The organism is Lactobacillus sp. B4005 (genome assembly GCF_026536045.1).
GTDB classification, from domain to species: domain Bacteria; phylum Bacillota; class Bacilli; order Lactobacillales; family Lactobacillaceae; genus Lactobacillus; species Lactobacillus panisapium.
The window spans coordinates 46,275-73,070 of sequence record NZ_JAFNOZ010000002.1 but is presented as its reverse complement, the minus strand read 5'-3'; the positions used below and the strand labels follow the sequence as shown (position 1 = coordinate 73,070).

Here is a 26,796-nt window from a genome sequence, read left to right as displayed (position 1 = left end):
CATGCTAACGGTTAATAACCTATCAATTAAGACACGTCAGCCTATTTTACACAATTTTAGTTACCAATTTGAACCAGGACAATTTTACCAGATTGTAGCAGAAAATGGCTTAGGTAAAACTAGCTTTCTAAGAGCATTGACAGATTTAATTCCTGTTTCAGCCGGAGCAATTATGTGGGATGAACAACCATATTTTAGAATTAAGAAGAAAGTATTCTTTTTTGAAAGTAATGATTGGTTTAATTCTAATTTAAATAGTTTGGATTACCTTAGATTTGTCAAGAAACAATGGGATTCGTCTGCCGATATCAGGACTGAGCTGGATTTCTTGAAAGTTAGAGAATATGCTAAGGTACCAATTAAAAAATATTCACTTGGGATGAAACAAAAGCTGATTGTGGCCATGTACTTTGTAAGCGGCGCTCAGTATTATTTAATGGATGAAATTACTAATGGGCTAGACGAAACAAGTCGGCTAAAACTCTATAGACGGTTAGATGAAGAAGTTACTCAGAATAATAAATGTATTATTCTGACATCGCATTATAGCAGTGAGGTTAGAGTTGCACATTCTCACCGTTTGGTATTAAAAGAGCAAGAAATACGCGAGGTAAGACAATGAGTTCAACCGTTTTTTTTCAATTAAAAAAAGTTTTTAAGAGTAATCTAACATTAATTTCGATATTTGTTTTGGCATTTATCACATTAGGGCTTTATTTTATGGTGTCTAATAGCCTGAATAGTGATACTTCTCTTGAAGGTAGTATTCAGGGAAATATTAAGATTCAAAAAAGTATTCTTGCTCAAGGCGAAAAGGAACTTAAGAAATATTCACCTGGCAGCAAGAATTATCAAGCTAAACAAAAAGACGTCAAGAATTTAAAAAATAAAGTACAAACCAATCTCGATTTAATAACTGATATTAAGCACAATAATTGGCGTCCGGTTTATAAAAAGCAGTTAGCCAGTTTTACAAAATTAAATGGTACTAATTTATCGTACCAGGAAAAGTACCAAACTGAAGCCTTTAAGAAACGGTTTGCCTATTTAAAAGAACACCCGATGCCATATGAAAGTGATGCACCTGTTACTGGAGTTCAGGCTCTACTTACGTTTAATACCGATTTTTGGCCGCTCTTATTTAGTTTAATTATTATGTTTATCTTAGCTTATCTTTATACAGACTCATACCGTAACAAGTTAGATATTGATTCGGTTACGCCGCAATCACCTCTTCAGCGTTTATTAGCAAGCAGTGCTGCTGGCTTTACGACGAGCATAATTATTTTTTGCTTGGTAAGCTTATTTTTATTTCTAATTGCATCACTACTATTTGGTCCAGGCAACATTCAGTATCCATACATTATTTTTCATTCTATTCACCAAAAGTTTGTTTCAGATGTTGTTCCAACCAGCAGCCTGCTTTTTAAAAACTTTATTGTTCAGATCTTTTCGTTTCTATTTATAGCTCTTTTTGTACAGCTGGTGGCTAAACTGGTCCGTCAACAGTTACCAACTTTATTGATAGTTCTTTTTTTAATGATTGGAGGCAGTCTAGCAACAACGTTTATTGAGCCATTAAGCCGAATTGCAGCATGGTTACCAAGTACGTATTTAGGTGCTCTTAAAGTCGTATCAGGTCAAATGGCTAATGAGCTAAACAATCCCGGAATAAATTTTAATCAAGGAATAGTTACTTTAACTGTGGGCACTTTATTGCTAATCATGATTTTATTGTTGATGGATCAATTACAAAAACAACGAACAGGAGCAAACTAAAGTGTCATACTGTGTTTTTCAATTAAAAAAAGTTTGTAAAAACAAACTAACTCCTTTAAGCTTTTCTTTAATTGTCATAATCTTGATAACTGTTTTTTTTATGAATAAACGGACTGAATCGTATTTTACGCTTGAACACGAAACACAAACGGCAATTACCGATTTACGTCATCAAGATAGTAAATTAGAAGCCAAATTAACGCAAATTTCTTCGAAAAGTCCACATTACCAAGAAACTCGCAGTAATTTATTAGCTAATAAGCAAACCTTAAAGCAAAATCAGACAATTTTAGCAGCGATTAAAGCTAATCATCTTGCGAAAGCTTATACACTTATCTGGTTACAGAAGAAAAAAGAGCGTCAATATTTAAATAGTTCGGAAATAGGTGATCAACAAGCCAAATTTGATGCTGCCAAAAATGTACGTTTTTATGGTTACTTAAGAAAACAACCATTGGCTTACGAAAGTCAAAAAATGCCAGTAACTGGTTGGCAATTTTGGCTTCAAATTAATGCTCAATATTTGCCGTATTTATTTTCACTAATCGCACTCTTTACTCTTACACTGCTACTAACAGATTCGTATCATCAAAGAATAAAAACTGCGCGGATATTGCCGCTCCTACCTGGCAAATTAGCTATTTATGACATAATCACTGGGGTAGTTTTAATAGTCGGTGGTTTTATTCTAATAAACCTAGTAATATTTTTGTTAGCAACGTTAGTTTCAGGATCAGGCAGTTTATCATATCCTGTTAACACTTTTCATCTAAATGACGCTCAAGTAACTATTAGTTGTGTTCCGATTGGCAATCTGATTGTACCTGTACTTTTTTTACAAGTATTGAATATGTTATTTTGGGTTGCTTTCGTGCGATTACTTGCTCAAATTATGCGTGACAAGTTGCCGACTTTGTTACTTGCGCTTCTAGTAATAATTGGTGGTAATCTGGCTATCACAGTTCTTAAGCCATTACAAAGAATTAGTAGCTTGTTTCCGATAACGTATCTTAATGCTGTTGATGTTGCCACTGGCAGTTTAAGTATGAGATTCCATAACGCACAATTGAATATTAAAAATGGCATAATCTGCCTAATTATTAGTATTGTGCTAATTTTCGTTTTAACCATGATTTTTGAACATAAGCAGGACCCGGTAAATTACAACGAATAAAACTTAATCTAAATTAAAAACCTCCCAAGTAATGATGTAAACCCCAAAATTAGGACAATCTAATAAATTTTAATTAAGGACTAATGCCCGTTATTCAATCGGACTTAGTCCTTTTAATTTTACTTTGATTCTTTGCTTATTATAGTAACTGATATATTTTGGAATTGCTTCTTTCAGTTCGTTTAGATTCTTAAACTGGGTTTCAAAGCCATAGAACATTTTCCGTTTGAGTATGCCAAAGAGGCCTTCTATCAATCCGTCATCTAACGAGTTGCATTAACGCGACATGGACTTCTTGATTTCCAGGGTCTTTTAGCAATAATAAAAACTCAAAGTTGTCCTAACTTCAGGGTTTTTATTAATTGCATTGGGCTATTTTGGTCTGTATTAGCTCAATTTACTGGTTTAGAGCCATTTCAGGCACACTGATAACATGTTTAGTTACTAGTTTTATGACATAATAATTAGTTAGGAAAAACTTTTAAAGCAATTAACTTATTGATGTAATTACAAAAAAACGATTCCATAAGTTAACGGAATCGTTTTTTTGTACTAAATTTAATTAATGTCTGATTTTTCTATTTATACTTCAAAGGTAATTCCAAAAGGCTTATTGTTAGTACATAAATGGCCTTAACAATGGCCTTAACATTGTTGAAAAAAGATATTAGCTTGAATTAGCCTAAGAAAATATTGCTAGTTGCGATTGCATGCATAATTAATGCCGGAATCGTAACAACTGAGTCACCAATTAAAATCGTCATTACAAATTTTTTCAATAAGTTCTTTTTCATCTGAGGTCCCTCTATGTACGATAAAATATACGGTAAAAAATTTAAACAATTACGTGAAGAAAAAAGATCTAGTTTAGAAACTACTTCTCGAGGTATTACTTCAAAATCATCACTCTATTATTGGGAAAAGGGAATGGGTGATATGTCGTTTAGTAAAGTTATCAAAATGCTTGAACGGCTGCATATTAAACCGGAGGAGTTCTTGGCAAATAGCTTGAACGCATACTTGGATATCAGCGATATTAGCACAGCTTATCTAGAAAATAATTATGATGTCCTAAGGTCACTTGCTAAAAAATATTTAACCATAAGTCGTCAAAGCCCAACAAGTCGACGTGAGTTAATTCGAGCTGCAATTGCCTGCCATCATCTAATGGCAGCTACAGGTGAGAATCTGTTCTTATCCCAAGATTTGGAGAAACTCGAAGAGTTGCTGTCACAAATTGATGAATGGTATTACGAAGACGTTTATAATTTTGGCAATACTTTAAGCTTGCTGCCCAGTAACCGCATATACGGTTTGACCAAGTTACTAATCAAGAAGCTTAGCCAAAACCAGCAAAAAGCCTATGACCAGTGGCAGCATTCGGCATGGAATACATGCCTAAACGCTGTTTTCACTTTGTTTTATCGAAAATTTGCCAAGGTAAAGAAATTAGTTACAGAACTTGATGCCATCGAAATGGGCTATTCCTTTATTTTTGAGAAGGTTCGGCTAAAATTTGCTCATGAAGTTATGCTTTACATCCAAACTGGTGATGAAACAAGAATGCTGCAAGTTTTCTTTCCTTTCTTAGATTATCTTGGTACTGGACAACTTGCTGCCGACTTAAAAAAAAGCTTTAAACGGATTAAAAAGATTTACACCAAAAAAGTAATCTAAACCTTTGTTAATGGTACACTTTAAAACTGCTAATGCCAAACCTGTTCAATAGGTTGAACGATTTTTTTTGAAACTTAAAATTTTGATATTCTAGTATCATAAGCTATTCCTACTAGTTATAACTAATTAATTTAATTTATGATTAGCGGAATAATAATATCTTAATAAATTAAGCAGTTAATAAACTACTTCAAAGTAATGTATTTTTAAGTTATATAGCAGCTTAAGCATGTTGAGAATATTCAGACAGATATTATTCCTGTTATTTTTAAGGAGTTTTAAATGCTAACGATTAATAACTTATCTACTTCTTATCAGTTTCATAAAGAGCAGATCTTTCGAATATTATTTGAAAATTTTAGTTACCAAAGAGTTTTTTTGCGAACAATCATTATTTTGGCCGCTTTTGCAAAAGTAAAAGTTTTAATTGCTGAACAGCCTTATTTTGGAGCAATAAAAAAGGAAATATTCGCCAAAAGGTACGACCATTTAAATTTAAGCTTTAATAGCTTAAATTATTTGAAGTTTGCTGAACGTCAGTGGAAATTTTATGCTAATTCGACAGGTGAATTAGTTTTTGGGGTGATATATGAATATGCCAAAGTACCTATTTATGCCTATACAAAAATAGCTAAACACAAATTACTAATTATACTGTATTTTATTAGTAATGTAACTTATTCTTTAATAGCTGAAAACACTAATCACCTTCATCAAGAAAATTGCCTAAAAGCTTCTGCGCGGCTTAAAGAAAAAGTTAGTCGACGAAATAAGTGTATTATTGGCATCTCATATAAAAATAACAGCATAGAAGTTTCTAACTTGCATAAGATGGTATTACAAAAACAAATGATTTACGGGGTGGTGCAGTGAACTCGTACTTTTCATTTCAGTTTAAAAAGATCATTAAACAAAATTTCAAAACAATCATTATATGTGTCTTGTTTATTGTATTATTTGGCTTTCTTGATCTTGACTCGAATTTTCTGGTAAATGGCACTTTATTTGAAGGACAAAATAACTGCTTTATCAGTGCTAATCACGTTGTAGTTCAGGGCTATCATTCAAAATCTGAAACCAAAATTAAGTCTCAACAAGCTAAAACTGGACTCCAGTCAAAGACTAAAGCTATGAATTCGACTAAGGATTCCGGACTAGCTGGTGATGTGAAGGTTAAGCAATGGCACCAGGTTTATGAAATATCGAATAATAATTCTGATAAGTTAAAACTTAGTGAAAACAATTATGAGGAAATAGACTGGTTTAAGCAAACCAAACAATTTCTTGAAAATTTAATTAAACATCCAATTCCATATGAAGATTTAAGTGCCATGACGGGTATTCAGCTTTTAATAGAATTAAATAATAAGTTCTGGCCTGTTTCATTTAATTTAGTCATTATTCTTATTTTGTCATATTTGTTTACTAGTTCATATAAAAATGGTGATGACATTTCCGCCATTATTCCTATTAGTTCTGGTAAGAAAATCTTAACCAATATTGGAATAGACCTATTACTTGTTAGCTTGATGTATCTTGGCCTGAATTTTGTGGTGTTTTTAGTTTCGTCTTTAATTTTGGGAATGGGTAATATAAATTATCCTTATATTGTTTATAAAATAACAAGCAGGCAAGTTATACTGGATGTTATTCCGGCAGTTGAATTAATTCCGCAGACGATTATTATTCAATTACTTGAATTTTTACTGATTACTGTTTATGTCAACTTACTGGCACGAATTTTTCGGCATTTATTCCCGACAATGCTGGTGGCGACTTTCCTCGTTGCCGTGGGGAGTTTAGCGACGGTAATTATTGAGCCAATTAGGGCGCTTGCAGCTTGGTTACCTACCACTTACCTTAACTCGCTCAGAGCTATTTCTGGCTCTACAGCTTACGATCTTAATAATATGCAGGTTAATTTTGCTCATGGCTTAATCACTTTGCTTCTTGGTACTTTAATTCTGTTTGTAGCTACCTTATTTCTTGATTGGTTCCAACAGAAAAAGTCTGAAACAATAATTCGTAGTTAATGGGGCAAGTTTATTACTTGCCTAAAAAGCGTTGTAAATTAGCGGCGACTTGCTTTGCCAGCATATTTTTATCAACCTGACGCAAGTCCGCTAAGGCCGATAGTGTTTGGTCTAAAATAAGAGGGTAGTCTTCGACTTTTACCGGTTTATTTTCCAACCACTCAACCGAACTTAAGCCATCTGTCTCAATTAGCAAGCGATTTAAGGGGACCTTTTTTGCCAGCTTAATTACGTTAGCATCGTCTAAAATAGCTAGGCAGAAGCTGAAATAACAGTTAAGATCGACATATTCCCGCTGGTAATTACTGCAATCGTACCAATGAATTAAATAGCGATTGGGAAATTGCCTGATTGTAGCTAAAATGGTCTTTTCGCAGCCCTTAGTGTGTAAAATAACTGGCCGATTAGATGCTTGGGCCCACTCAATTTGTGCAGTGAAAACTTCCTTTTGGCAGTCCAAGCTATTTTCTGTCCAAACGGAATCGAGCCCGATTTCACCTACAACGTCAGCTTGCTCAAGATAGGGCAATACCTCTTGCAGGGTTAGTCTGTTAGCATCCCATGGATGTATGCCAAAGCTAAGGGGCTCCATGTTCCGGGTCAGTTTTTGGTTAATGTGCCATTCCTCTGGTGTCTGGCAATTAACGATTGTTGTAATCTGTTTTTTGACGAGCAAATTTGCCAGTTCTTGATTATTTTCTAAATGGCAATGAGCATCTGTTAGCATAAAATTAGCTTCTTTCCGTTAATTAAAAGTAGACGGTTAACTAATAATATAGCTGGTCATTAATTATTATGCAATTAATTTTTAGCAAGCAAAAAAGGATTAGTATTTAGTCAATTGCGACTACTAATCCTTTTTCTTTTGCTATTTTTGGGGTTTAGCGATTATTTTTTAGCTTCTAAAACCTGGAAATCATGTTGAATAGGCTCAGTTACCTTAGTGGTGATTGTTGGATCCAGGGTAAACTTTGTCATTGTAGGGCAGTCTTCAGGTTGGACATATAGACTTCTGTTAGTGACGTCGTAACCTGCCCAGTAACCCGTATAATCACATTTAGCGCTATTTTCTTGTAGATGTTCAATTCCACGGGGAATCATCACCGCTTTAAAGACATTGTATAGCTGGGTAATGCCCTGATCAGAATGAAATGGCGCTAAAAACTTGGAAAGATAGGTTCCGCGTACAAAACGCGATGGCGCAGTATAATCGCCGGGTAAGCCGATTAAGCCGGAACCACTCTCAATTTGCTTAATATTTAGCTTTTCAGTCAGTTGTTGGTGGCCCAAATTATGGTTGGTCAACTGTAAATAATTACGTAAATTATCCAGGTGCCACGAATATTCTGGGCTGTTAGTCATGACCCCGATACCATCATAAATCTTAAATGCACCTTGTTTTACCGGTTCTAAAATAACGCTATGGCCTTCAGCATCGCTAAAAGTATAGTGCATTGGAATTGGGGTAGGGATGCCGGTATCGGCTTCTTCCCAATCAGGATAAGTTGTTTTTTCCTGACCTAAATGAGTGAAAGCCTCTTTTATTTCGGCAATAGAGCCAAAATTACTTAAGACGTAGCTCACGACTTCTTCACCAATAATAGGTTTTAAACCACGTTTTTCAAGGTTTGAAGCCGTGTCCCAGGAAGCTTCTTCCAAGTACTGGGCATCGCCAACAATACCGGCACTGTTAATCCCATCGTTAAAAAAGAGCGAGTTATTAACATTAATGCCCATGAACGCATATTTAGTTGTCCAACTTTGGTGCAATCCTTTTAATTCATATTCTGAGGGATAAGCCGTCATTTTGCTATCAGCACTTGGCTTAAATGGATCAAAGGTAAAATCCATTGTTCTTCCCCAAAATACATCTCCGTTATCTGCCGTCACAGCAATACTCGTACACATTTTATTACCTCCTGCTTAGTTATTTGCATTTTTACGTGCAAGTAAATCTTAGCATATTTTAACGCTAGCTCTGAAAATAAATTGCGGTTATTAATTACTAAACAGTTAGAAAGTAGGGCGCTTGGCAATTTTATTATAAAAAAAGACGGAGCTATTCAGTTCCGTCTTTAACTAGTCGCAATTTTAAATATTTGCAGCTAAATAGTTATACAACATGCCTTCTTTGATCTCCTGGGTATCAATTCCCAGTGCTTCAGCAATCGCATAGGCATATGCCCAGGCTGTTGCTGGACCACGACTAGTAATAACTTTGTGCACATTATCTGTCACCGTGATCGTTTCTTTAAAATGTCCAGTTGGGGCATCTTTTTTAGTTTGCTCATCAAAACCAGGATAGCAAGTATAATCTGCATCATCCAAGACACCATATTTTGCGAGAGCTATGGGAGCGGCACACATTGCTGCATCCCACATGCCATTTTCGTGCCGTTTAACCATTAGGTCGCGTAATTGTTCGCTAGCCCGTAAGTTTTCAGCACCAGTTTTACCACCCGGAAACGCAACTACATCATAGTCAAGCAGGCGCTCGTCCACAACTTGATCACAAGTCAATAGAATATGATGATCACCATTAATTTGTTTACTGGTAAGTCCAACCATATCAGTTTGAACGCCTAGTCGGCGCAAAACATCAACGACACTCAAGCCTTCGACTTCTTCGCAGCCATCGGCAAAAACTACAGCAGCTTTTTTCATTTTTCGCAACCTCACAATCCGTTTTATTGTTTATTATAAACTAGCTTAGTTCAAGGTAAAACAACAAATCACTTAATGTGGTTAAGTGAATAGTAGGATTAGGATGAATTGGCGTTTTAATATTTCTTGGTGCAATCCAAAGAGAAGCTAAACCAGCATTTTCTGCGCCTTGGATGTCATCAGCAAGATCAGTTCCAATAACCAAACAAGTAGCTGGATCAACATTTTGCTCTTGAACAATTGTGGTTAGAATCTCCTTATTCGGTAACCTTTCCTTAAAATCATCTTGAGTGTAAACTGCTGAAAAATAACTGAGCAATTCACTTTCATCTAAGCGCGAGGAGATTGTTTCCCGGTCTTCCTTGGAACACAGAATTAATTTGATTTGGTCATCCATATCACTTAATTCTCCAAGAAATGGCCCAACGTCTTTGACTAATTGCTTTTGCTCTTTCATCTTCTGATAAAAGATTTTTCTTGCTGAATACAATTCGTGGCGACAAAAAGTCTGTAAAACTAGTTCAATCCGATCACTGAAAGTTAAAAACTTGATCTGGCTGAGCAGGTTAGCATATTGTATTCGTTCTTTTGGTCCAAAACCGCTAGCGACTTCATCTAATGTTTGCCGGAGAGCATTCCTTTCAGCAACTCCTTCATTAAGGATAGCTCCCTCAGGTACGAAGATTAAAGACTGAAATTTTGCCATATGTAAAAATCCCTTCTTAATTTGATACTAATTGCATTATAATAGATATTATTGCTAAAAAGGAAGTCCTAATTTAAATGTTATCTTTTTTTACCATAATTTTTATCTTTTTTGGCGGAATTGCCGGTGGCCTATTATCATCAGTTGCATCCATGGCCTCACTGGCTTCATATCCCGTGCTGCTTGCGGTGGGGATTCCGCCGGTATATGCCAATGTTACTAATGATGCCGCCTTGATTTGGACCGGAATTGGTTCAACAATTTCTTCTCTTAAAGAACTCAAAGGTCATTGGAAACAAGTTGCCTTTTACGCCATGTTTACCGTTTTAGGGTCAGTTTTGGGCTGTTATTTGCTATTGTCCTTTCCCTCCAAAGTATTTGAAAAAGTCGTTCCGTTTTTTATTGCTGGTTCTGGTGTTATGGTCATTGTTTCTGCCAAGCACCATAATTTAGAACCGCACAAACGGCCACTTTGGCAAGAGATTTTTTATATTGTTGCTTTGCTGGCAATGGGCGTATATACGGGCTATTTCGGAGCTGCTGGTGGCGTAATCGTCCTAGTTTTGCTAACATATATCACTAATGAAAAGTTTATTGTGGTAAACGCAATTAAAAATGTGGTGTGTGGTCTAGCTAACTTGGTCGCTTTAATCGTCTTTGCCTTTACTTCACATATTTATTGGCTGCAGGCAATTCCACTTGCAGTTGGTATGTTTATTGGCGGTTATTTAGGCATGGATATTTTAAAGGTTGTTCCGGCCAAATATGTCCGTGTCTTTATTGCTGCACTGGCTTTCATTCAGGCTGCCTATTTCTTTTATAAGGCATATATGTTATAGTTTATGCACATTATTTAAATGGAAGGAGAATGCAAGTTGGCAACAGAGATTTATTTAGTACGTCATGGCGAAACAATGTTCAACCAATTGGACAAAGTGCAGGGATGGTGTGATTCCCCGTTAACGATTAAGGGTATTAACGACCTGAAGGTAACAGCGCGGGCGCTTAGTCAAGTTCGTTTTGACAATATGTATTCTTCCGATTTAAAACGTGCGATTGATACAGTCCACTTGATGAAGGATGCCAATCAAGTATCAGAAATCGGTAAAATAAAAAAGTTACCCGAATTTCGGGAGGTTTTCTTCGGTTCTTTTGAAGGCGACGATATTCAAAATACCTGGAAACAGGTTAGTTTAGCTGCCGGAATTGGTCCCGAAAATGATGTAACCAAGATTATTAACCAAGTTGGAATCTATGAATTCCGGGAAGCAACTAAAAAGGCTGATCCCCGTCATTTAGCTGAAAACAAGGAAGAACTTGATGACCGCATGGTCAGGGCAATTTCGGTTTTGGGTGATTTAACTAGGAATGAACAGCGAGTGCTAATTGTTTCGCACGGTGATTTCATTAAAACCTTAGCAATTAAATATTGGAACCAAAGTGATGGGCTCCATGATATTATTTTCCCTGATAACGGTAGCGTTACTAGGGGCATACTCTATAATAATGGCAAATTCGAAATAATCGATTATAATGTTGCCGCAGAAGATATGTAAGGTCCTACTGTCAAAAGTAGGACTTTTTGTTACACTATTACATGAGGAAAAAACATATGAAAGATCACACAACTAAGCGTTATGCCTACGTTACGGCACTTAATGTTATTATCACTGCCGCGGAATTTATCGGTGGCTTTGTTTCTGGGTCACTTTCACTGTTATCTGATGCGGTGCATAATTTAAGTGACGTCGGTGCAATTATCATTTCCTTTGTGGCGCATTTAATTAGTAATCGGAGTAGCAACAAAGAAAAGACCTTTGGCTATGATCGTGCTGAAACGCTCGCCGCTTTTACCAATGGAATCGTTTTACTGCTCATCAGCATTGTTTTATTTATTGAGGCAATCGAACGTTTTTGGAGTCCAACGGAAATTAGTGGGCAAATTATGTTGGTTGTGGCCATTATCGGTTTAGTGGCCAATGTGATCTCGATGCTCGTTATGCACCAAGACGGTCAAGAGAATCTTAATGTCCGCTCCACCTTTATTCACATGATGAGTGATGCTTTATCTAGTGTTGCGGTCGTTGTCGGCGCAATTTTTATTTACTTTTGGCACATTACTTGGATTGACCCGTTAATGACTTTACTAGTTTCTCTCTTTATTTTTCATGAGGCTTGGGAATTAACTATGAAGGCTGCTAACGTCTTGATGGAATCTAATCCTGATATTAATCTTGACCAAGTTAATAAGATTGTCCTGTCTTTTCCCGAAATCAAGAACATTCATCACGTTCATTTGTGGCGTTATAGCGACCGTTACGTTATGCTAGATGCTCACGTAAATGTTGCTCCTGACTTAACGGCTAAGCAGATTGAACAGATTAACCAGCAGATTAGCCGAAAATTGCAGGTTTTGGGCATTAATCACACTAACTTTCAGGTTGAATGTGAGCGTGGGCGTAACAACAAGATGATTGTTTCGGATCGCAATCAAGAAGAGGAAGAATAACAAATGAAGTTTGAAGTGAGTTTATTTACGGCGATTATTGTTTTGATCGTTGGGTTATATGATATGGCTTATGCCTTTAATCGCCGGTATAAAAATAATGGCCGTAGTTTTGGCCCCTTTATGATTTTAGGCATTATCTTTACGGTTTTCGGTATTTTTTTATTAATTAGACATTGGATGGGCTAAAATGGTCAAATTGGTGCTTCTTAGACACGGTGAAAGTACCGCTAATTTTGCTAATGTTTATACGGGCTGGAATGATGTTGCATTAACTGCCAAGGGGCGGATTCAGGCTCAGACGGCGGGAGAATTGCTTAAGCAGGTTCCCGACTTTTACCCCACCCACATTCACACCTCGGTTTTGCAAAGGGCAATTATTACCGCTAATATTGTGGCGGAAACTTGTCATTTTTTATATTTGCCAATTACCAAGACTTGGCGGTTAAACGAACGGCATTATGGTAAATTGCGGGGGATCAATAAAGATCTTTCCCGGGCAATCTTTGGCGAAGAACAAGTGCGAAGGTGGCGCCGCGGGTTTTATGAAGTTCCGCCAGCAGGTGATGAGGTGACAGCGGCTTGCTATGATCAATGCGATCGGAAATGGTTACCGCGGGCTGAAAGCCTTTACCAGACGCAAAAGCGGTTGCTGCCTTATTATCATGATCAAGTTGCAAGTCGATTGTTAAAGGGTGAGGATCAATTAATTGTTGCTCACGGATCAAGTTTACGGGCGTTAATCAAAAAACTTGAGCACATTGACAATTATGACATCCTTAAGCTTGAAGTACCTAATGCACAGCCAATTATTTACACCTTTGATGAGCATTTACAGATCACGAAAAAAGAAATTTTGCGCTAAAATTCTCACGCATTTTTAGTTAGATGTGAGGAATCTTCTAGATGTATGTTAAAATTTATTACGATACTAAATAGAGTTTTTACATTCTTAGTTTGGAGAATAGGTATGCGTAAAATATTTTTATTACGAGGCGCACCCGGCTCCGGAAAATCTTCATTTATTGCTCGTCATCACTTGCAGCCTTATGCAATTAGTCGTGATCAAATAAGGCTATTATTGGCGAATTTAACTTACTATTATGAAGAAGATACCGATTGCTTACATCAAGTAATTCCGCGATATGCAAATGAACAAACGGAAAAAGTGGTGGACTACCTCGTAGAAGAGAAGATGAAACGTGGCGAAACAGTAATTGTCGATAGTACCCACATCGTTGAAGAAAGCATTGAGCATTATAAGCCGTGGGTTGAGTGCTATCGCTATGAATTGTTTATCGTTGATTTGATGTATCATAAGAACTTGCGCAATTTGTTGAACCGCAATGAAATTCGCAGGCAATATGATTGGGTTAAGCCTGAAGTGGTCAGGCAAATGTATATTAATTATCAGGAAAATTTGGCGGTTCCGGAGTGGGCACACGTTATTAGTCCTAACCAGTTGGGGAAAGCATTGTCACAGCGTGAAAGTAATTTAGATCATTTTGCTCATGTTGTTGCAGTTCCTGACCAGGTAGCGGAAGAAGATTTTCCCCATGTTCACATTTCAAATTTTTATTTTTCGTTTAATGACCGCTTTACTGAAATGTATGGTACATACCGAAATGTGGTTACGATTGGTAAGACAAAAGAAGAAATTATTAATGACTTTCGGTTACCGTATTTTGTTTTTAAATTTCATCACAAGCATTTCTTAATTTCTGCTTGTCCGATCAGGAACGAAATGCTTGATCCAATAAAAAAGGTAAAGGGCGTGTGGACATATTCGACCGGCTTAGTGAATCTGGCCGATTTTATGGAAATATTTCCGCAAAGTAAACCGCAGCATGTTCACCAGTTTAATTTAACCAAACTGCAGCCCGACCGGCTGTTACATATTTGGTAAAAACAAGAAGAAACGATTTTGCAACTTACAGCAAAGTCGTTTTTTTATTTGGTATTTGAGTGGTGAATAAATGAAAATGTTGTGCTAATTAATTCACTTGTTGAGCTCAACGGAAAACCGTATAATTAGAATGTAAAAATGATAACGCTTTATTTTCTGGGCGAAGGCGGTAGCAATGAAACTTGAAGAATTAAAACAAGATTTTGCCAATATTTATCATGACCAACCCTCAGGGTGTTATTTTTCTCCTGGGCGCATTAATTTGATTGGCGAGCATACTGATTACAATGGCGGCCATGTTTTTCCGTGTGCGATTTCGTTAGGCATCTATGGCGCAGTTAGTCCGCGAACAGATCAACAGTTTAACTTTTATTCGGCTAATTTTGCTAAAACTGGTATTGTACCGGTCGATTTGGCACAGCTAAAATACGTCAAAAAGGATTCCTGGGTTAATTATGCCAAGGGAATGATGCATTATTTGCTTAAAAGTGGTGCACACTTTGATCACGGATTAAACATTTACATTAGTGGCAACATCCCTGATGGTGCCGGTCTTTCTTCGTCGGCAGCGCTGGAAATGTTAATTGGTCTCATAATGAAGGATCAGTTTAATTTAACCATTGACCGTTTAGAGCTAGTCAAGCTTGGCGTAAAAACCGAAAATAATTTTATCGGGGTTAATTCAGGTATCATGGATCAGTTTGCCGTGGCAATGGGCCAGCGTGATCAGGCTATCTTGCTTGATACTGGTAAATTGCATTATAAAATGGTGCCCTTAAAGTTAAATAACAATTTAATCGTTATCATGAATACTAACAAGAAGCGGGAATTGTCAGATTCCAAATATAATGAGCGGCGTAGGGAAAGTGAAGAAGGATTAAAAATATTCCAAACAGAGCTTAATATCAGAGCCTTGGGGGAACTTACCGGTCATTTACTTGATGAATACGGCTACTTGCTACCTAATGAAATGCTGTTAAAGCGGTGCCGACATGCTGTATGGGAAAATCAGCGGACACTGGCAGCAGAAAAGGCTTTACAAAAAGGCAATTTAGCTCAATTCGGCCGGTTAATGAATGCTTCGCATCTTTCACTCGAATATGATTACGAAGTTACTGGCAAGGAACTGGATACGCTGGTTCACACTGCTTGGAAGCAGCCTGGCGTGTTAGGTGCGCGTATGACAGGAGCCGGCTTTGGTGGTTGTGCGATTGCACTCGTAGCTAAGGAGCAAGTGACAGCCTTTCAGGAAAATGTGGCAGCGGTCTACCAGCACCAAATTGGTTATGCACCGTCATTTTATTTAGCTGCCACCTCTGATGGCACCAAGATTTTACATGAATAGGATAAAAAATGGCTGAACAAAAGCTAGTTGAAGCATTTATTACGCAGGTAATTGCCAATAGCGATTACACTGACTTAGATCGAATATATTTGCGAAACCAAATTTTAAGTATGGTGGGCGATTCTGCTGTCAGCGCGGTAACTAGTAAAAGTGACTTGCTCGATTTAAAAGATGAATTAGTTCAAATTACACAGGCAAATGGTAAATGTAAAGGGGATAGCGCTGAACGGGCAATTATTGGCGCCGATCTAATGGCTTTGCTTACACCACGACCTAGCGTCGTTAATAAGCGCTTCTGGCAGACTTACCAAAAATCTGCCAGTAAAGCCATTAACAATTTTTACGAACTGAGCAAACGCTGCGACTATATTAAGACGCGAGCAATTGCTAAAAATATCTATTTTGTTACGCCCAGTAAGTATGGCAAGTTAGAGATTACCATTAATTTGGCTAAGCCTGAAAAGGATCCGAAGAAGATTGCGCAAGCGGCTAAAACACAATCAACTGGGTACCCGTTATGTCAATTATGTCTGGAAAATGAGGGTTATGAGGGCCGTGCGGATTATCCGGCACGCAGAAATCACCGCGTTATTCGCTTTAAGCTTAATGATGAATTATGGGGCTTCCAGTATTCACCGTATGCATATTTTAACGAACACTGTATTTTTCTTTCAGCCAAGCATGAACCGATGACAATTGCGCGATCAACTTTTAATAACTTATTGACAATTGTTGATGAGTTTCCCGGATATTTTGTCGGTAGCAATGCCGATTTGCCGATTGTGGGCGGTTCGATACTGTCACATGAGCATTATCAAGGCGGCAAGCACCGTTTTCCTATGGATGGGGCTCCAATTGCGACTAAGTTGCAGTTTGCCGGCTTTCCCACCGTCAAAGCTGGACTAGTTAAGTGGCCCATGTCGGTGATTCGTTTGCGCGGCGCAGAAAAGGAAGCACTGGTTTCTTTAGCTGCCAAAATTCTTTCTGCTTGGCGAACATATTCCGATGAAACAGTTAATGTGCGTGCCGTTAGTGCTGGCGAAAAGCATCACACCATTACGCCGATTGCGCGTAAAGAGGGCAGTGATTATGTCCTTGACCTCGTTTTACGTGATAACCAAATTTCAGCTGCCTTTCCGGCTGGGATTTTTCACCCGCATCCCGATGTGCAGCACATCAAAAAAGAAAATATTGGTTTAATTGAAGTATTAGGACTAGCGATTTTGCCACCGCGCCTAGTACCAGAGATGAACGAGGTTAAGAAATTTCTTTTAGGGCAGCCTAATGCTATTAAGCAGATTCACCTGCAGTGGGCCCAAGAAATTAAAGAACGGCAGCCAATTCAGGCTGCTAACGTAAACCAGATATTGCAAGATGAATTAGGCCAAGTTTTTGCTCGCGTTTTAGAAGATGCAGGTGTTTTTAAGCAAACACCAGCTGGGCAGGCCGCATTCATGCGTTTTGTTAATGAGGTTGGCTTAGCATGAATTAAGCTTTTATGGTAAATAAAAAATGCGTTACTAATTGCAGTAACGCATTTTTTAGCCAATTATTTTACTTAAAAGCTAAAGCACCCATTGGGTCCCAAGGAAGAAGTTGAATTGGGTTCTTAGCACCATCGTCAAATTCTTTCTTCATGTCATCTGGCAAGAATTTCTTGTTGATAACAGCTTGGTAAACGAAGGAGTCAAACCATGAGTCGCTCATAACGAAGTAACCCTTAAATCCTGGCTTTTCACCCCATGAATTTTCGATTTTCCACTTAGTTGGCTTGTCATCAGCCAAGTCGACACCTGTGATGACCATAGCATGATCCATCATGCTTTCAGTAGAATCAAGTCTTTCGGCCTTAGTCATTGAGAAATCAACGTCGAACAATTCATCGCGCTTGTAAATGTTAGTGTCGAGTAAACCGAGTTGTCTTTCGGAATCCTTACCAACATTTGAACCAAACCAAACAACTTCACCAGCTTTTAATTGCTTGATGATTAAGTCTTTCATTTCGTTAATGGTTAAGTTAAGGTGACGAACTTGTCTGCCGCCAACAACATTGCCCAGGTATTCAACAGAAAAGACCTTGTGGTATGGCTTATCGTCTGTTGGTGAGTTGATAATTGAAACGTGGTCTTCTAGGTTCATGCCAACGTATTTATCAAAGAATTCTTTTGGTGTAATTCCAGCTTCACGGTGGTAGTTGCCATCGTCATCTTTGTATTCAAAGTCAAATTTCTTTGGTGGAACGCCAAGTGAAATTGCTAAGATCCGGAAAACATCGTTTAAGAATTCATTCTTGCGTGCTTCAACTTCATCTTCGGACTTGCCACTGTTAACTAAATCGCGCAGTTCTAACCCATCTTTACGCAATAAAGTGTTTAAAGTGTCATTTAAAGCGCTAGAGTTTGTTGCGTTAGCAGTTTCTGGATAAACAGATTTTGGCACAATTCCATATTTTTCAATTAAACCGCATAGCATGTCCCATTGACCACCATCTTGTTGTGGGGTAGCGAACAAAAAGCTAACTTTACGGTCACCAAGTGGCTTATCAGCTGAAGCGATCACATTTTCAAAGAACCAGTTGGATTTTTCGAATTTATCCCAGAAGTTGGTGTAGTTCTGCGATAATTCAAAGTCCTTAACTTTATATTCCTTTTGTAATGGGTGGCGCATGGTGTTCAAGGCAGAGAACATCCAGCAACGACCGGATTGCTTTTGATCAGCTGGCTTACCAGTTTCAATTTCTACAGAAAAAGTTGGGTTTAAATCAATCTTTGATTGCAGGTTTTGACTTGCCTTGTAGATGCCGTTTTCTTGGGCAGCATGACTGGCAATATTAAAACTAGGATGCTTAGCCAAATCAGCGGTGTAATTGGCAATAGCGTCATTGGTAATTTCTTTAGTCATTATATATTCCTCCTTAAGTTAATAACTACCATTTTAGCTTAACTAAGTAGAGTAGTCTAATTAAGATTAGTAAAAAGTGCACAGTTTTGGCTTGTTCAACTTAATTTTTCTGGCATTGATTAGTTAGCACAAGGCCGGTGATACCAAATTTGGTCAAATGCGGGATGCTCAGCAAAATATGCGATGATTAAAGGATCAAGTGGCCAGATTTTTAAGTTGGATTCTTGCGCAACAAGCTTTGCGACGCGCATTTCTTGATTTAAGACTTCAGCTTTATTTGCACTAGGATTGATAAAAAAGTGGTTCATTAACCAGAATTTGCCATCTTTGCGCTTGATTTTGTCCATCGTCCAGCGACATACCATAACGCCGTTATCATCATCGGTTTGAAAGAATTGGTGCGGGTTATTAACATTAAACATAAATTTTCCTTTTAAAAAAACAACCATATTTTTTTGCGTATCTTATTATAGAATATCTGCATTAAAATAAAGCAAAAAGTTTAGGTGGACAGCCTCAACTAGGTGGGTAAAGAGTAACTAACGGATTATTTAAAATAGCTAGGTACCACTTTTTAAAAAATAAGTTAATAAATTCTTTGAACTTACGCAAATTAAGGATAAATCATTGCGATTAAGGTAAAATAGTTCTTGTTGATTAAAAGGAGATAAAATGACTAAATTACGTGGCTTTGAAGTTGTATCTAAGTATCAAGATCAAAATATTATTTTGCCTAGGCGGCAGACAATTGCGAGTGCTGGGTATGATTTTGCGGCGGCTAAAGACATGGTGATTCCCAGCATTTGGCGGCTGAATTTTGTGCGGATTTTTCGTTTAATTAGAAACGGGCACCAATTATATGAACCAGATTATGAAATGGCGGAGCAGGTTTTAAAACCATTTCTTATTCCGACTGGGGTCAAAGCTTACATGCCAGAAGATGAGTTTTTGCTGCTGGCAAACCGCTCATCGAATACTTTTAAGCGTAGCTTGAGTTTGCCTAATGGCATTGGTGTGATTGATTCTGATTATTATAATAATGAAGCTAACGAGGGCGAAATTTTTGCACAGCTCATTAATTATGGGGTTAGGCCGATTAAAATTCATAAAGGCGACCGGATTGCCCAAGGGATTTTTATGAAATACCAAAAAGCTGATGATGACCTTCCAGTTAGCCGGATTAGAGCAAACGGATTTGGTTCAACAAACAAGGAGGACTAATGGCGAAGATTAAAACTAAGTACAAATGTCATTCCTGTGGTTATATTTCTGCCAGTTATTTGGGCCGCTGTCCTAATTGTGGTGCTTGGAATCAGTTTGAAAAAGAGACTGAAACAGTCCAAGCTCGTTCCACTAAGGGCAGTCCGAGCCGCTTAATTAAGAAAACTGGGATTAATGAACCAGTTAAGATTACCGCTGTTAAGGCTGAAAAAGAAGAGCGGATCAAAACGAGCATGGGTGAATTAAACCGTGTTTTAGGCGGTGGAATAGTACCAGGCTCATTGGTCTTAATCGGTGGAGATCCCGGAATCGGGAAATCAACTTTAATGTTACAAATCATGAGTGAATTGTCCGCAACCTACCGGGTTTTATACGTATCCGGTGAGGAATCTGCCAATCAGATCAAATTGCGCGCGGACCGGTTGGATCTTAGTGGTAATGAGATGATGCTTTATCCAGAAACTGATATGGAGGATATTAGGCAACAGATTGACACCCTTAAACCCGATTTTGTCGTAATCGATTCGATTCAAACAATGAACGAACCTAGTCTTGATTCAATGACCGGTTCGGCCTCACAGGTACGTGAAGTGACCAGTGAATTAATGAAAATCGCGAAAATGGATGCGATTACGGTTTTTGTGATCGGGCACGTTACTAAAGAAGGTGCCATTGCGGGTCCCAAGATTCTTGAGCACATGGTTGACACGGTTCTGTATTTTGAAGGCGATGAGCATCACGCTTACCGGATTCTCCATTCGGTTAAAAATCGTTTTGGTGCTGCCAATGAAATCGGGATGTTTGAAATGGTCAATAAGGGTCTGCAAGAAGTAACCAACCCGTCAGCAATCTTTCTTGATGAGCGCTTGCCAAATTCAACTGGTTCGGCCATTGTCGTATCACTAGAAGGTACCCGCCCAATATTAGCTGAAATTCAGGCACTGGTTACACCAACAGCCTTTGGCTATGCGAAAAGAACAACTTCTGGAATTGACTTTAACCGCGCGGGCTTATTATTAGCGGTGCTAGAAAAAAGGGGCAATTTAATGCTCCAAAACCAGGATGTCTACTTAACAGCTACTGGTGGTATTCGGTTAAATGAACCGGCTGTTGACTTAGCAGTAGTAATGGCAATTGCTTCCAGCTATAAAAATGAAGAAATTTTACCGACAGATTGTTTTGTCGGTGAAGTTGGTTTAACAGGTGAGGTGCGCCGGGTCAATCAAATCGATGCCCGCATTAAAGAAGCTGCTAAAACAGGTTTTAAGCGCATTTTTATCCCTAAACACAACATGCGGGCTAGCCTGCAGAACCTTGGCATTGAAGTGATACCAGTGGCTAGCATCCCGCAGGCATTGAAATTGGTTTTAGGATAAGCAACCATTGAACTTTTATGGTTCAACCGTTAAACTTAGTTTATTGAGATTTACTTTTTGAAAGAGGCATGAATTTTGGCAAAACAAAAAATTCGGGTAAGATATGCCCCAAGTCCAACGGGACATTTGCATATCGGTAACGCGCGTACTGCATTATTTAATTATCTATTTGCGCGCCATAATAAAGGTACTTTTGTATTAAGAATTGAAGATACCGACCAAAAGCGGAACGTTGAAGGTGGTTCTGAGTCTCAGATGGATAACCTTCGCTGGCTTGGAATTGATTGGGATGAAGGTCCTGATAAGGGCGGTGACTTTGGTCCTTACCGGCAATCAGAACGTAAAGATATTTACAATAAGTACATCAAGCAATTAATTGATGAAGGTAAAGCTTATTATTCATATAAAACTGAAGAAGAGCTTGAAGAGCAACGTGAAGAACAGCGTGCAATGGGGATTGCACCGCACTACACCTATGAATATGAGGGCCTGACAGCTGACGAAATTGCGCAAAAGCAAGAAGAAGCTAAGGCCAAGGGCTTGAAGCCAGTTGTTCGGATTCACATTCCTGAAATGGAAACTTATTCCTGGGAAGATATTGTTAAGGGACATTTGAGTTTTGAATCAGACACGATCGGTGGCGATTTTGTTATTCAAAAACGTGATGGTATGCCAACTTATAACTTTGCAGTTGTTATTGACGATCACTTGATGGAAATTACTCACGTGCTGCGTGGGGATGACCATGTTTCCAACACGCCAAAGCAATTAGCAGTTTATGAAGCGCTTGGCTGGGAACCACCAAAATTTGGTCACATGACATTGATTATCAATTCTGAGACTGGTAAGAAGCTTTCCAAGCGTGATGAATCAGTTTTGCAATTTATTGAGCAATACCGTGATATGGGCTATTTGCCAGATGCCATGTTTAACTTTATTACTCTTCTTGGTTGGTCACCTGTGGGCGAAAATGAGATTTTCACTCAACGTGAATTGATTAAACAATTTGACCCAGCTCGGTTATCAAACTCTCCTGCTGCTTTTGACCAAAAGAAGCTTGAGTGGATTAATAACCAATACATTAAGAAGGCCGATCGTGACACCTTGCTTGATTTGGCTTTGAATAACTTGCAAGAAGCTGGGCTAGTGGAACAAGATCCAAATCCAGAAAAGATGGAATGGGTTCGGCAACTGGTAAATATTTACTCAGTGCAAATGTCATACACTAAGCAAATTGTTGATTTGGCCAAAATTTTCTTTGATGCACCGAAGAACTTGAGTGAAGAAGAAATCGATGAAATTCGCAAAGACGAAGCTAGACCTGTAATCGAAGAATTTAAGAAGCAAGTTGATCTGATTCCACGGTTTACTTCTCCCCAAATCATGAATGCTGTTCAAGCAACACGTCAAGAAACGGGCATTAAGGGTAGAAGACTGTTTATGCCAATCAGAATTGCAACCACTAGATCAATGGTTGGCCCTGGCATTGGTGAAGCAATGGAACTTTTAGGTAAGCAAAGAGTGATGCAGCACTTGGACTTAACCTTGAAGCAAATGAGCGAAAACGGCTTATAATACCATCTTATAGTGGAAATAAAAAGCACATCATCTCGAAACGAGGTGGTGTGCTTTTGCGTTTTAGCGGCAAATTGGTTTTCGACTGAAATTATTTGTCAGTTTGCTGACCATAAAAGTAATTTGCCGTAGCTCCGCCATCAATTAGAAAAGTTGAGCCGGTAATAAATGCACCTTGCTGTGTCATTAACAACTCCGCTACATTCGCTACTTCATCTGCAGTTCCTGGACGTCCAGCAGGGGACTGGCAAACATTTTTCGGTAAAAGTCGCCTCTGATGCCGTTAAATTCATCTAGAGCAAGAGGCGTTACGATGATTCCGGGAGCAATTGCATTCAGTCGTGCTCCTCTTTTAGCCCAGTTGATTGCTTCTGCCATCACTCTTTTTTCATTACACCTTTTTGCTAACTGGTATGCTTGGAGCGTATCGGCGATGTTTTCTGGTTGCAGAATTGGCAATTGCAATAATTTACTGGTTGGAGTGGTAGCGAGTTGACGATCTTGCTCAGTTGTTAAGGCGTGAAGACGGTGACCAGATTGACTAGAAATAGTAATCCCAACGCCACCTTTCGCAATAACTTTGCCCACTTCCTCGAGTAGGACCGCTGTGCCGTACAAGTCTACTTTTAAAATATCTTCGGTTTTGGCCTGACTTGGTGATAATCCAGCACCATTAACTAAAGCTTTAATCTCACCAAAGGTCGTAGCAAATTTAATGGTTTCTTTGATTGAATCTCGTGATGCTAAATCCATTTCGCTTGCTTTAGCATTAAAGCCGGCTTCTGTTAAAGTTTGTTCGAACTTTTGGTTCTTGTCACCAACAATAATTTGGTAATCAGCCCCTAATCTTCGTGCAATCGCAAGACTGATTTGCCCTGCACCAACAACTAGCATTACTTGTTTTTTCATCTTAACTCCTTCAAATATTCACAGCGTAGCATGTGAAATGCTACTGCTAGTTTAGTATCTTTAATAATTTGATTATTTTTCATTTTATGACTTATACCATACTCGAAGGCAAGAACCATTTGTCTAATTTAGCAAAAAATAGGTTGGTAAAAGAAGGGTGGACATTATCAAATTTGTGTGCAGTGCGCCGATTTATGGTTACCACGTATTTTTTGAAGGTAAAAAAGCTAAGCTGGACAGGCACAATCCGCTATTTTCTCATAGTCCATGCTAGAATATGCGCCACTTTCTGTTAAAATGAAGATAAATGTTTTTTAGAAAGGCAAGCTGGCCATCGTGAAAATTTATAATACTCTGACCAAAACAAAAGAAGAATTTCAGCCGATTCGCCCTGGACAAATTACGATGTATGTCTGTGGCCCCACTGTCTACAACTACATTCATATTGGGAACGCTCGTAGTGCCATTGCATTTGACACTATCAGACGCTATTTTGAATATCGGGGTTATCACGTTAACTTTGTTTCTAACTTTACCGATGTGGACGACAAGATGATTAATGAAGCACGGCGCGAAAAGACCACGGTGCCTGAATTAGCAGAGCGGTATATTAAAGCCTATCAAGAAGATACTGCAGCCTTAAATATTGAGCCAGCAACCAAAAATCCGCGTGCCACTCATGAAATAACGGCAATTATCAATTTTATTAAGCAACTGATTGCTCAAGGTTATGCCTATGAAGCCGACGGGGATGTTTATTATCATGCTAAAAAATTTGCGCATTATGGCGAATTAAGCAGTCAGAATATCGCTGAACTGGAAGAGGGTGCCTCCGAGCACATCAACGAAGAGGAACAAAAAAGAAAGCAGGATCCAATCGATTTTGCATTATGGAAAAAGCAGAAGCAACCAGATGAAATTGCGTGGAATTCGCCTTGGGGCAAAGGCCGACCAGGTTGGCACATTGAGTGTTCCGTGATGGCTACAAAGTACTTAGGCGAGACAATCGATATTCATGGCGGTGGGCAAGATTTAGAATTTCCGCACCATGAAAATGAAATCGCACAAAGTGAAGCCGCAACTGGCAAAAAATTTGTTCATTATTGGATGCATAATGGGTTTGTAACTGTTGGTGCAGAGGCAGAAAAAATGTCGAAATCGCTGCATAATTTTGTGACGGTACATGATTTGCTGAAAACAGTTGACCCGCAAGTTCTGCGCTTCTTGATGGCTAGCGTGCAATATCGCCGCCAAATCAATTATTCCAAGGAAAACCTGCAGCAAGCAGAAATTATTTTGCAACGCTTCAAAAACACATTGAATAACTTGGAATACCGACTTAGCGATCAGACGAGCAGTGTTCAGGCAGCTGCTTTAGAAGAAGCAATTAAGAAAACGAAAACGGCATTCATCACGGCTATGGATGACGATTTTAACGTGCAAAATGCGCTAGCTGCAATTTATGATTTATTGCCAGTTGTTAATGCTAATATTGCTGCAGAAAATGCTGATAAAGAGGCTTTAAAAGAAGTAAAACAATTGCTGCATGATTGGCTGGCGGTTTTTGGTATTGAAACGACGCAGTTAACCGCAACAACAACTGCTGAAGACGAAGATGAGATTACCGCGTTGATTAAAGAACGCGAACAAGCGCGGAAAAATAAGGATTGGGCTAAAAGCGACCAATTGCGCGCGCAATTAAAAGAAATGGGAATTACAGTGGAGGACACCCCACAAGGAACAAGGTGGATACGTGAATAAAGTAAAGAAGTTAGTCGAAAGTGCTGTGAATCCGGATACGTTAAATGGCCAAACACTGGCTTATTTAGGGGATGCAGTTTATGAAATTGCAATCCGCCAGCACCTAATTAAAGGTGGAATTGTTAAACCGCAGGTTTTACAACGGCAGGCAACGCACTATGTTTCTGCGAAAGCTCAGGCAGCATTAATTACAAAACTGCAAGATGAAAATTTACTTAGTAGCGATGAAATTGCTACATTTAAGCGGGGACGCAATTCGAAAACGTATACTAAAGCCAAAAATACTAGTTTAGCCACATACCAATTGTCCACGGGTTTTGAAGCAGTTTGGGGCTACTTGGAATTATTGAATAAAACGGACCGCATTGCCGAATTAAATGCATGGTGCATTAAGACAGTAGAGGAAGGTGGCATTGATCAGTATGACTTCAAATGATAAAGATTTTGTTTTTGGTAAGCATGCAGGGCTTGATTTTCTCAAAACGCAAGACGCTGACCGCATTAATAAGGTGTTTTTACAGCAGGGAGTCCAGGAAAGTTTTGCTAATGAAGTTTTTGGGTTAGCGAAAAAGAAGGGCATTATTGTCCAAACAGTCCCTAAAAATAAACTTGATCGGTTGGTTCAAGGTGGCAATCACCAAGGTTTGGTTCTAACTGTTGCTAGCTTTGAATACGCGGCTTTAGATGATTTGCTTGCTCAATTTGATCGTGACGAAAAAGAGCCGTTTCTGTTAATGCTCGATTCAATTGAAGATCCGCATAACTTGGGCTCAATTTTACGGACGGCCGACGCTACCGGAGTTGACGCTATCATTATTCCTAAACGGCATGCGACTGGGTTAACTTCGGTTGTAGCCAAGACTTCAACTGGGGCAATTGATCACGTGCCAGTTGCTCGCGTTAATAACCTAGTTCAGACAAGTCAAATGCTAAAAAAACGTGGTTACTGGCTTTTTGGAACAGATATGAAGGGAACGGATTATCGTCGGTGGGACAGTAACGGTAAGACTGTGCTTGTCATCGGAAACGAGGGTAAAGGAATTTCGCGTCTGCTTAAAGAACAGATGGATCAAATGTTAACTTTGCCAATGGTCGGCCATGTCCAATCGCTCAATGCCAGTGTCGCAACCGGTGTGCTGCTCTACCAGATGCTCAATAGTCGTAATCCGCTTAATTAATTAAAAAAACATTCTACTGAGATAGTAGAATGTTTTTTTGTTTATTTTTACTTAGCAAATGACAGAATGATTTTTTTGCAATACG

Annotated in this window: 26 protein-coding genes and 2 pseudogenes; 20 read left to right on the top strand and 8 right to left on the bottom strand. The window is 38.6% G+C overall.

The window, feature by feature from the left end; genetic code table 11:
• Position 1: 1 nt before the first annotated feature.
• The 3 genes from J3U73_RS04780 (at position 2) to J3U73_RS04770 (ending at position 2,953) form a co-directional block, all read left to right on the top strand.
• A complete protein-coding gene (locus J3U73_RS04780; RefSeq protein WP_267409745.1) occupies positions 2–622 on the top strand; it encodes an ABC transporter ATP-binding protein in 621 nt (206 codons plus the stop codon).
• Positions 619–1,779 (top strand): hypothetical protein, encoded by a 1,161-nt coding sequence (locus J3U73_RS04775; protein WP_267409744.1) that lies wholly within the window; start codon positions 619–621, stop codon positions 1,777–1,779. Before J3U73_RS04780 ends, J3U73_RS04775 begins: the two co-directional genes overlap by 4 nt.
• A 100-nt stretch (positions 1,780–1,879) precedes the next feature.
• Entirely contained in the window at positions 1,880–2,953 is a 1,074-nt protein-coding gene (locus J3U73_RS04770; RefSeq protein ID WP_267409743.1) for a hypothetical protein, read from the top strand.
• Between the two features lie 90 nt (positions 2,954–3,043).
• On the opposite strand, the pseudogene J3U73_RS04765 reads toward J3U73_RS04770, so the two are convergent.
• Positions 3,044–3,226 (bottom strand): annotated as a pseudogene (locus tag J3U73_RS04765) (IS3 family transposase); the annotation flags it as partial.
• A 534-nt stretch (positions 3,227–3,760) separates the two neighbouring features.
• Between J3U73_RS04765 and J3U73_RS04760 the strand changes: the two are divergent.
• From J3U73_RS04760 to J3U73_RS04750, 3 genes are all read left to right on the top strand, one after another.
• Positions 3,761–4,630, top strand: coding sequence for a helix-turn-helix domain-containing protein (locus J3U73_RS04760; protein WP_267392297.1), 870 nt, complete (start codon positions 3,761–3,763; stop codon positions 4,628–4,630).
• A 282-nt stretch (positions 4,631–4,912) separates the two neighbouring features.
• A complete protein-coding gene (locus J3U73_RS04755; RefSeq protein WP_267409742.1) occupies positions 4,913–5,503 on the top strand; it encodes a hypothetical protein in 591 nt (196 codons plus the stop codon).
• Positions 5,500–6,663 (top strand): hypothetical protein, encoded by a 1,164-nt coding sequence (locus J3U73_RS04750; protein ID WP_267409741.1) that lies wholly within the window; start codon positions 5,500–5,502, stop codon positions 6,661–6,663. Before J3U73_RS04755 ends, J3U73_RS04750 begins: the two co-directional genes overlap by 4 nt.
• 13 nt (positions 6,664–6,676) lie before the next feature.
• Here the strand turns inward: J3U73_RS04750 and J3U73_RS04745 are convergent, their stop codons facing one another.
• From J3U73_RS04745 to J3U73_RS04730, 4 genes are all read right to left on the bottom strand, one after another.
• A complete protein-coding gene (locus J3U73_RS04745) occupies positions 6,677–7,390 on the bottom strand; it encodes a TatD family hydrolase (protein WP_267409740.1) in 714 nt (237 codons plus the stop codon).
• A gap of 161 nt (positions 7,391–7,551) precedes the next feature.
• Complete coding sequence (locus J3U73_RS04740; RefSeq protein WP_267409739.1) at positions 7,552–8,571, bottom strand: linear amide C-N hydrolase; 1,020 nt, start codon at positions 8,569–8,571, stop codon at positions 7,552–7,554.
• Between the two features lie 183 nt (positions 8,572–8,754).
• Positions 8,755–9,327, bottom strand: coding sequence for a DJ-1 family glyoxalase III (locus J3U73_RS04735; RefSeq protein ID WP_220268331.1), 573 nt, complete (start codon positions 9,325–9,327; stop codon positions 8,755–8,757).
• Between the two features lie 40 nt (positions 9,328–9,367).
• The gene (locus J3U73_RS04730; RefSeq protein WP_267409737.1) at positions 9,368–10,033 is read right to left on the bottom strand and encodes an HAD family hydrolase; all 666 of its coding nucleotides are present in this window, start codon (positions 10,031–10,033) and stop codon (positions 9,368–9,370) included.
• Positions 10,034–10,110: 77 nt separating this feature from the next.
• On the opposite strand from J3U73_RS04730, the gene J3U73_RS04725 reads away from it, so the two are divergent.
• The 8 genes from J3U73_RS04725 (at position 10,111) to galT (ending at position 17,277) form a co-directional block, all read left to right on the top strand.
• Entirely contained in the window at positions 10,111–10,872 is a 762-nt protein-coding gene (locus tag J3U73_RS04725) for a sulfite exporter TauE/SafE family protein (RefSeq protein WP_220268329.1), read from the top strand.
• 36 nt (positions 10,873–10,908) lie between these two features.
• Entirely contained in the window at positions 10,909–11,589 is a 681-nt protein-coding gene (locus tag J3U73_RS04720; RefSeq protein WP_267392289.1) for a histidine phosphatase family protein, read from the top strand.
• 56 nt (positions 11,590–11,645) lie between these two features.
• Positions 11,646–12,542 (top strand): cation diffusion facilitator family transporter, encoded by an 897-nt coding sequence (locus J3U73_RS04715; RefSeq protein ID WP_220268327.1) that lies wholly within the window; start codon positions 11,646–11,648, stop codon positions 12,540–12,542.
• 3 nt (positions 12,543–12,545) lie between these two features.
• The gene (locus J3U73_RS04710; RefSeq protein WP_103752432.1) at positions 12,546–12,728 is read left to right on the top strand and encodes a DUF308 domain-containing protein; all 183 of its coding nucleotides are present in this window, start codon (positions 12,546–12,548) and stop codon (positions 12,726–12,728) included.
• 1 nt (position 12,729) lies between these two features.
• Complete coding sequence (locus J3U73_RS04705; RefSeq protein ID WP_267409736.1) at positions 12,730–13,404, top strand: 2,3-bisphosphoglycerate-dependent phosphoglycerate mutase; 675 nt, start codon at positions 12,730–12,732, stop codon at positions 13,402–13,404.
• Positions 13,405–13,509: 105 nt separating this feature from the next.
• Entirely contained in the window at positions 13,510–14,445 is a 936-nt protein-coding gene (locus J3U73_RS04700; RefSeq protein WP_220220012.1) for an AAA family ATPase, read from the top strand.
• Between the two features lie 175 nt (positions 14,446–14,620).
• Positions 14,621–15,790: a galactokinase gene (locus J3U73_RS04695; protein WP_267409735.1), complete on the top strand. Its 1,170-nt coding sequence runs from the start codon at positions 14,621–14,623 to the stop codon at positions 15,788–15,790.
• Positions 15,791–15,798: 8 nt separating this feature from the next.
• The gene (gene galT / locus J3U73_RS04690; RefSeq protein WP_267409734.1) at positions 15,799–17,277 is read left to right on the top strand and encodes a UDP-glucose--hexose-1-phosphate uridylyltransferase; all 1,479 of its coding nucleotides are present in this window, start codon (positions 15,799–15,801) and stop codon (positions 17,275–17,277) included.
• Positions 17,278–17,344: 67 nt separating this feature from the next.
• On the opposite strand, the gene pepC is transcribed toward galT, so the two are convergent.
• Positions 17,345–18,691 (bottom strand): aminopeptidase C, encoded by a 1,347-nt coding sequence (pepC, locus tag J3U73_RS04685; RefSeq protein WP_267409733.1) that lies wholly within the window; start codon positions 18,689–18,691, stop codon positions 17,345–17,347.
• 119 nt (positions 18,692–18,810) lie between these two features.
• Positions 18,811–19,113: a hypothetical protein gene (locus J3U73_RS04680; protein WP_267409732.1), complete on the bottom strand. Its 303-nt coding sequence runs from the start codon at positions 19,111–19,113 to the stop codon at positions 18,811–18,813.
• 250 nt (positions 19,114–19,363) lie between these two features.
• On the opposite strand from J3U73_RS04680, the gene J3U73_RS04675 reads away from it, so the two are divergent.
• From J3U73_RS04675 to gltX, 3 genes are all read left to right on the top strand, one after another.
• Positions 19,364–19,912: a dUTP diphosphatase gene (locus J3U73_RS04675; protein ID WP_220220007.1), complete on the top strand. Its 549-nt coding sequence runs from the start codon at positions 19,364–19,366 to the stop codon at positions 19,910–19,912.
• Positions 19,912–21,288: a DNA repair protein RadA gene (radA, locus tag J3U73_RS04670; RefSeq protein WP_220268322.1), complete on the top strand. Its 1,377-nt coding sequence runs from the start codon at positions 19,912–19,914 to the stop codon at positions 21,286–21,288. Before J3U73_RS04675 ends, radA begins: the two co-directional genes overlap by 1 nt.
• 75 nt (positions 21,289–21,363) lie before the next feature.
• A complete protein-coding gene (gltX, locus tag J3U73_RS04665) occupies positions 21,364–22,863 on the top strand; it encodes a glutamate--tRNA ligase (RefSeq protein ID WP_103752441.1) in 1,500 nt (499 codons plus the stop codon).
• Between the two features lie 91 nt (positions 22,864–22,954).
• Here gltX and J3U73_RS04660 read toward each other — a convergent pair.
• Positions 22,955–23,772 (bottom strand): annotated as a pseudogene (locus J3U73_RS04660) (SDR family oxidoreductase).
• A 336-nt stretch (positions 23,773–24,108) separates the two neighbouring features.
• On the opposite strand from J3U73_RS04660, the gene cysS reads away from it, so the two are divergent.
• The 3 genes from cysS to rlmB are packed head-to-tail and all read left to right on the top strand — an operon-like array spanning position 24,109 to position 26,711.
• Complete coding sequence (gene cysS, locus J3U73_RS04655; RefSeq protein WP_267409731.1) at positions 24,109–25,533, top strand: cysteine--tRNA ligase; 1,425 nt, start codon at positions 24,109–24,111, stop codon at positions 25,531–25,533.
• On the top strand, positions 25,526–25,969 hold the full coding sequence (locus J3U73_RS04650; RefSeq protein ID WP_103752444.1) for a Mini-ribonuclease 3: 444 nt from the start codon (positions 25,526–25,528) through the stop codon (positions 25,967–25,969). Before cysS ends, J3U73_RS04650 begins: the two co-directional genes overlap by 8 nt.
• Positions 25,956–26,711 (top strand): 23S rRNA (guanosine(2251)-2'-O)-methyltransferase RlmB, encoded by a 756-nt coding sequence (rlmB, locus tag J3U73_RS04645; protein WP_220232189.1) that lies wholly within the window; start codon positions 25,956–25,958, stop codon positions 26,709–26,711. The genes J3U73_RS04650 and rlmB overlap by 14 nt, the downstream gene beginning before the upstream one ends.
• Positions 26,712–26,796 lie beyond the last annotated feature (85 nt).

Excerpts from the sequence above, each read along its gene's own strand:
- J3U73_RS04780 (WP_267409745.1), top strand. The coding sequence starts at position 2 with ATGCTAACGGTTAATAACCTATCAATTAAGACACGTCAGCCTATTTTA.
- J3U73_RS04775 (WP_267409744.1), top strand. The coding sequence starts at position 619 with ATGAGTTCAACCGTTTTTTTTCAATTAAAAAAAGTTTTTAAGAGTAAT.
- J3U73_RS04770 (WP_267409743.1), top strand. The coding sequence starts at position 1,880 with ATGAATAAACGGACTGAATCGTATTTTACGCTTGAACACGAAACACAA.
- J3U73_RS04760 (WP_267392297.1), top strand. The coding sequence starts at position 3,761 with ATGTACGATAAAATATACGGTAAAAAATTTAAACAATTACGTGAAGAA.
- J3U73_RS04755 (WP_267409742.1), top strand. The coding sequence starts at position 4,913 with ATGCTAACGATTAATAACTTATCTACTTCTTATCAGTTTCATAAAGAG.
- J3U73_RS04745 (WP_267409740.1), bottom strand. The coding sequence starts at position 7,390 with ATGCTAACAGATGCTCATTGCCATTTAGAAAATAATCAAGAACTGGCA.
- J3U73_RS04740 (WP_267409739.1), bottom strand. The coding sequence starts at position 8,571 with ATGTGTACGAGTATTGCTGTGACGGCAGATAACGGAGATGTATTTTGG.
- J3U73_RS04735 (WP_220268331.1), bottom strand. The coding sequence starts at position 9,327 with ATGAAAAAAGCTGCTGTAGTTTTTGCCGATGGCTGCGAAGAAGTCGAA.
- J3U73_RS04730 (WP_267409737.1), bottom strand. The coding sequence starts at position 10,033 with ATGGCAAAATTTCAGTCTTTAATCTTCGTACCTGAGGGAGCTATCCTT.
- J3U73_RS04725 (WP_220268329.1), top strand. The coding sequence starts at position 10,111 with ATGTTATCTTTTTTTACCATAATTTTTATCTTTTTTGGCGGAATTGCC.
- J3U73_RS04715 (WP_220268327.1), top strand. The coding sequence starts at position 11,646 with ATGAAAGATCACACAACTAAGCGTTATGCCTACGTTACGGCACTTAAT.
- J3U73_RS04710 (WP_103752432.1), top strand. The coding sequence starts at position 12,546 with ATGAAGTTTGAAGTGAGTTTATTTACGGCGATTATTGTTTTGATCGTT.
- J3U73_RS04705 (WP_267409736.1), top strand. The coding sequence starts at position 12,730 with ATGGTCAAATTGGTGCTTCTTAGACACGGTGAAAGTACCGCTAATTTT.
- J3U73_RS04700 (WP_220220012.1), top strand. The coding sequence starts at position 13,510 with ATGCGTAAAATATTTTTATTACGAGGCGCACCCGGCTCCGGAAAATCT.
- J3U73_RS04695 (WP_267409735.1), top strand. The coding sequence starts at position 14,621 with ATGAAACTTGAAGAATTAAAACAAGATTTTGCCAATATTTATCATGAC.
- galT (WP_267409734.1), top strand. The coding sequence starts at position 15,799 with ATGGCTGAACAAAAGCTAGTTGAAGCATTTATTACGCAGGTAATTGCC.
- pepC (WP_267409733.1), bottom strand. The coding sequence starts at position 18,691 with ATGACTAAAGAAATTACCAATGACGCTATTGCCAATTACACCGCTGAT.
- J3U73_RS04680 (WP_267409732.1), bottom strand. The coding sequence starts at position 19,113 with ATGTTTAATGTTAATAACCCGCACCAATTCTTTCAAACCGATGATGAT.
- J3U73_RS04675 (WP_220220007.1), top strand. The coding sequence starts at position 19,364 with ATGACTAAATTACGTGGCTTTGAAGTTGTATCTAAGTATCAAGATCAA.
- radA (WP_220268322.1), top strand. The coding sequence starts at position 19,912 with ATGGCGAAGATTAAAACTAAGTACAAATGTCATTCCTGTGGTTATATT.
- rlmB (WP_220232189.1), top strand. The coding sequence starts at position 25,956 with ATGACTTCAAATGATAAAGATTTTGTTTTTGGTAAGCATGCAGGGCTT.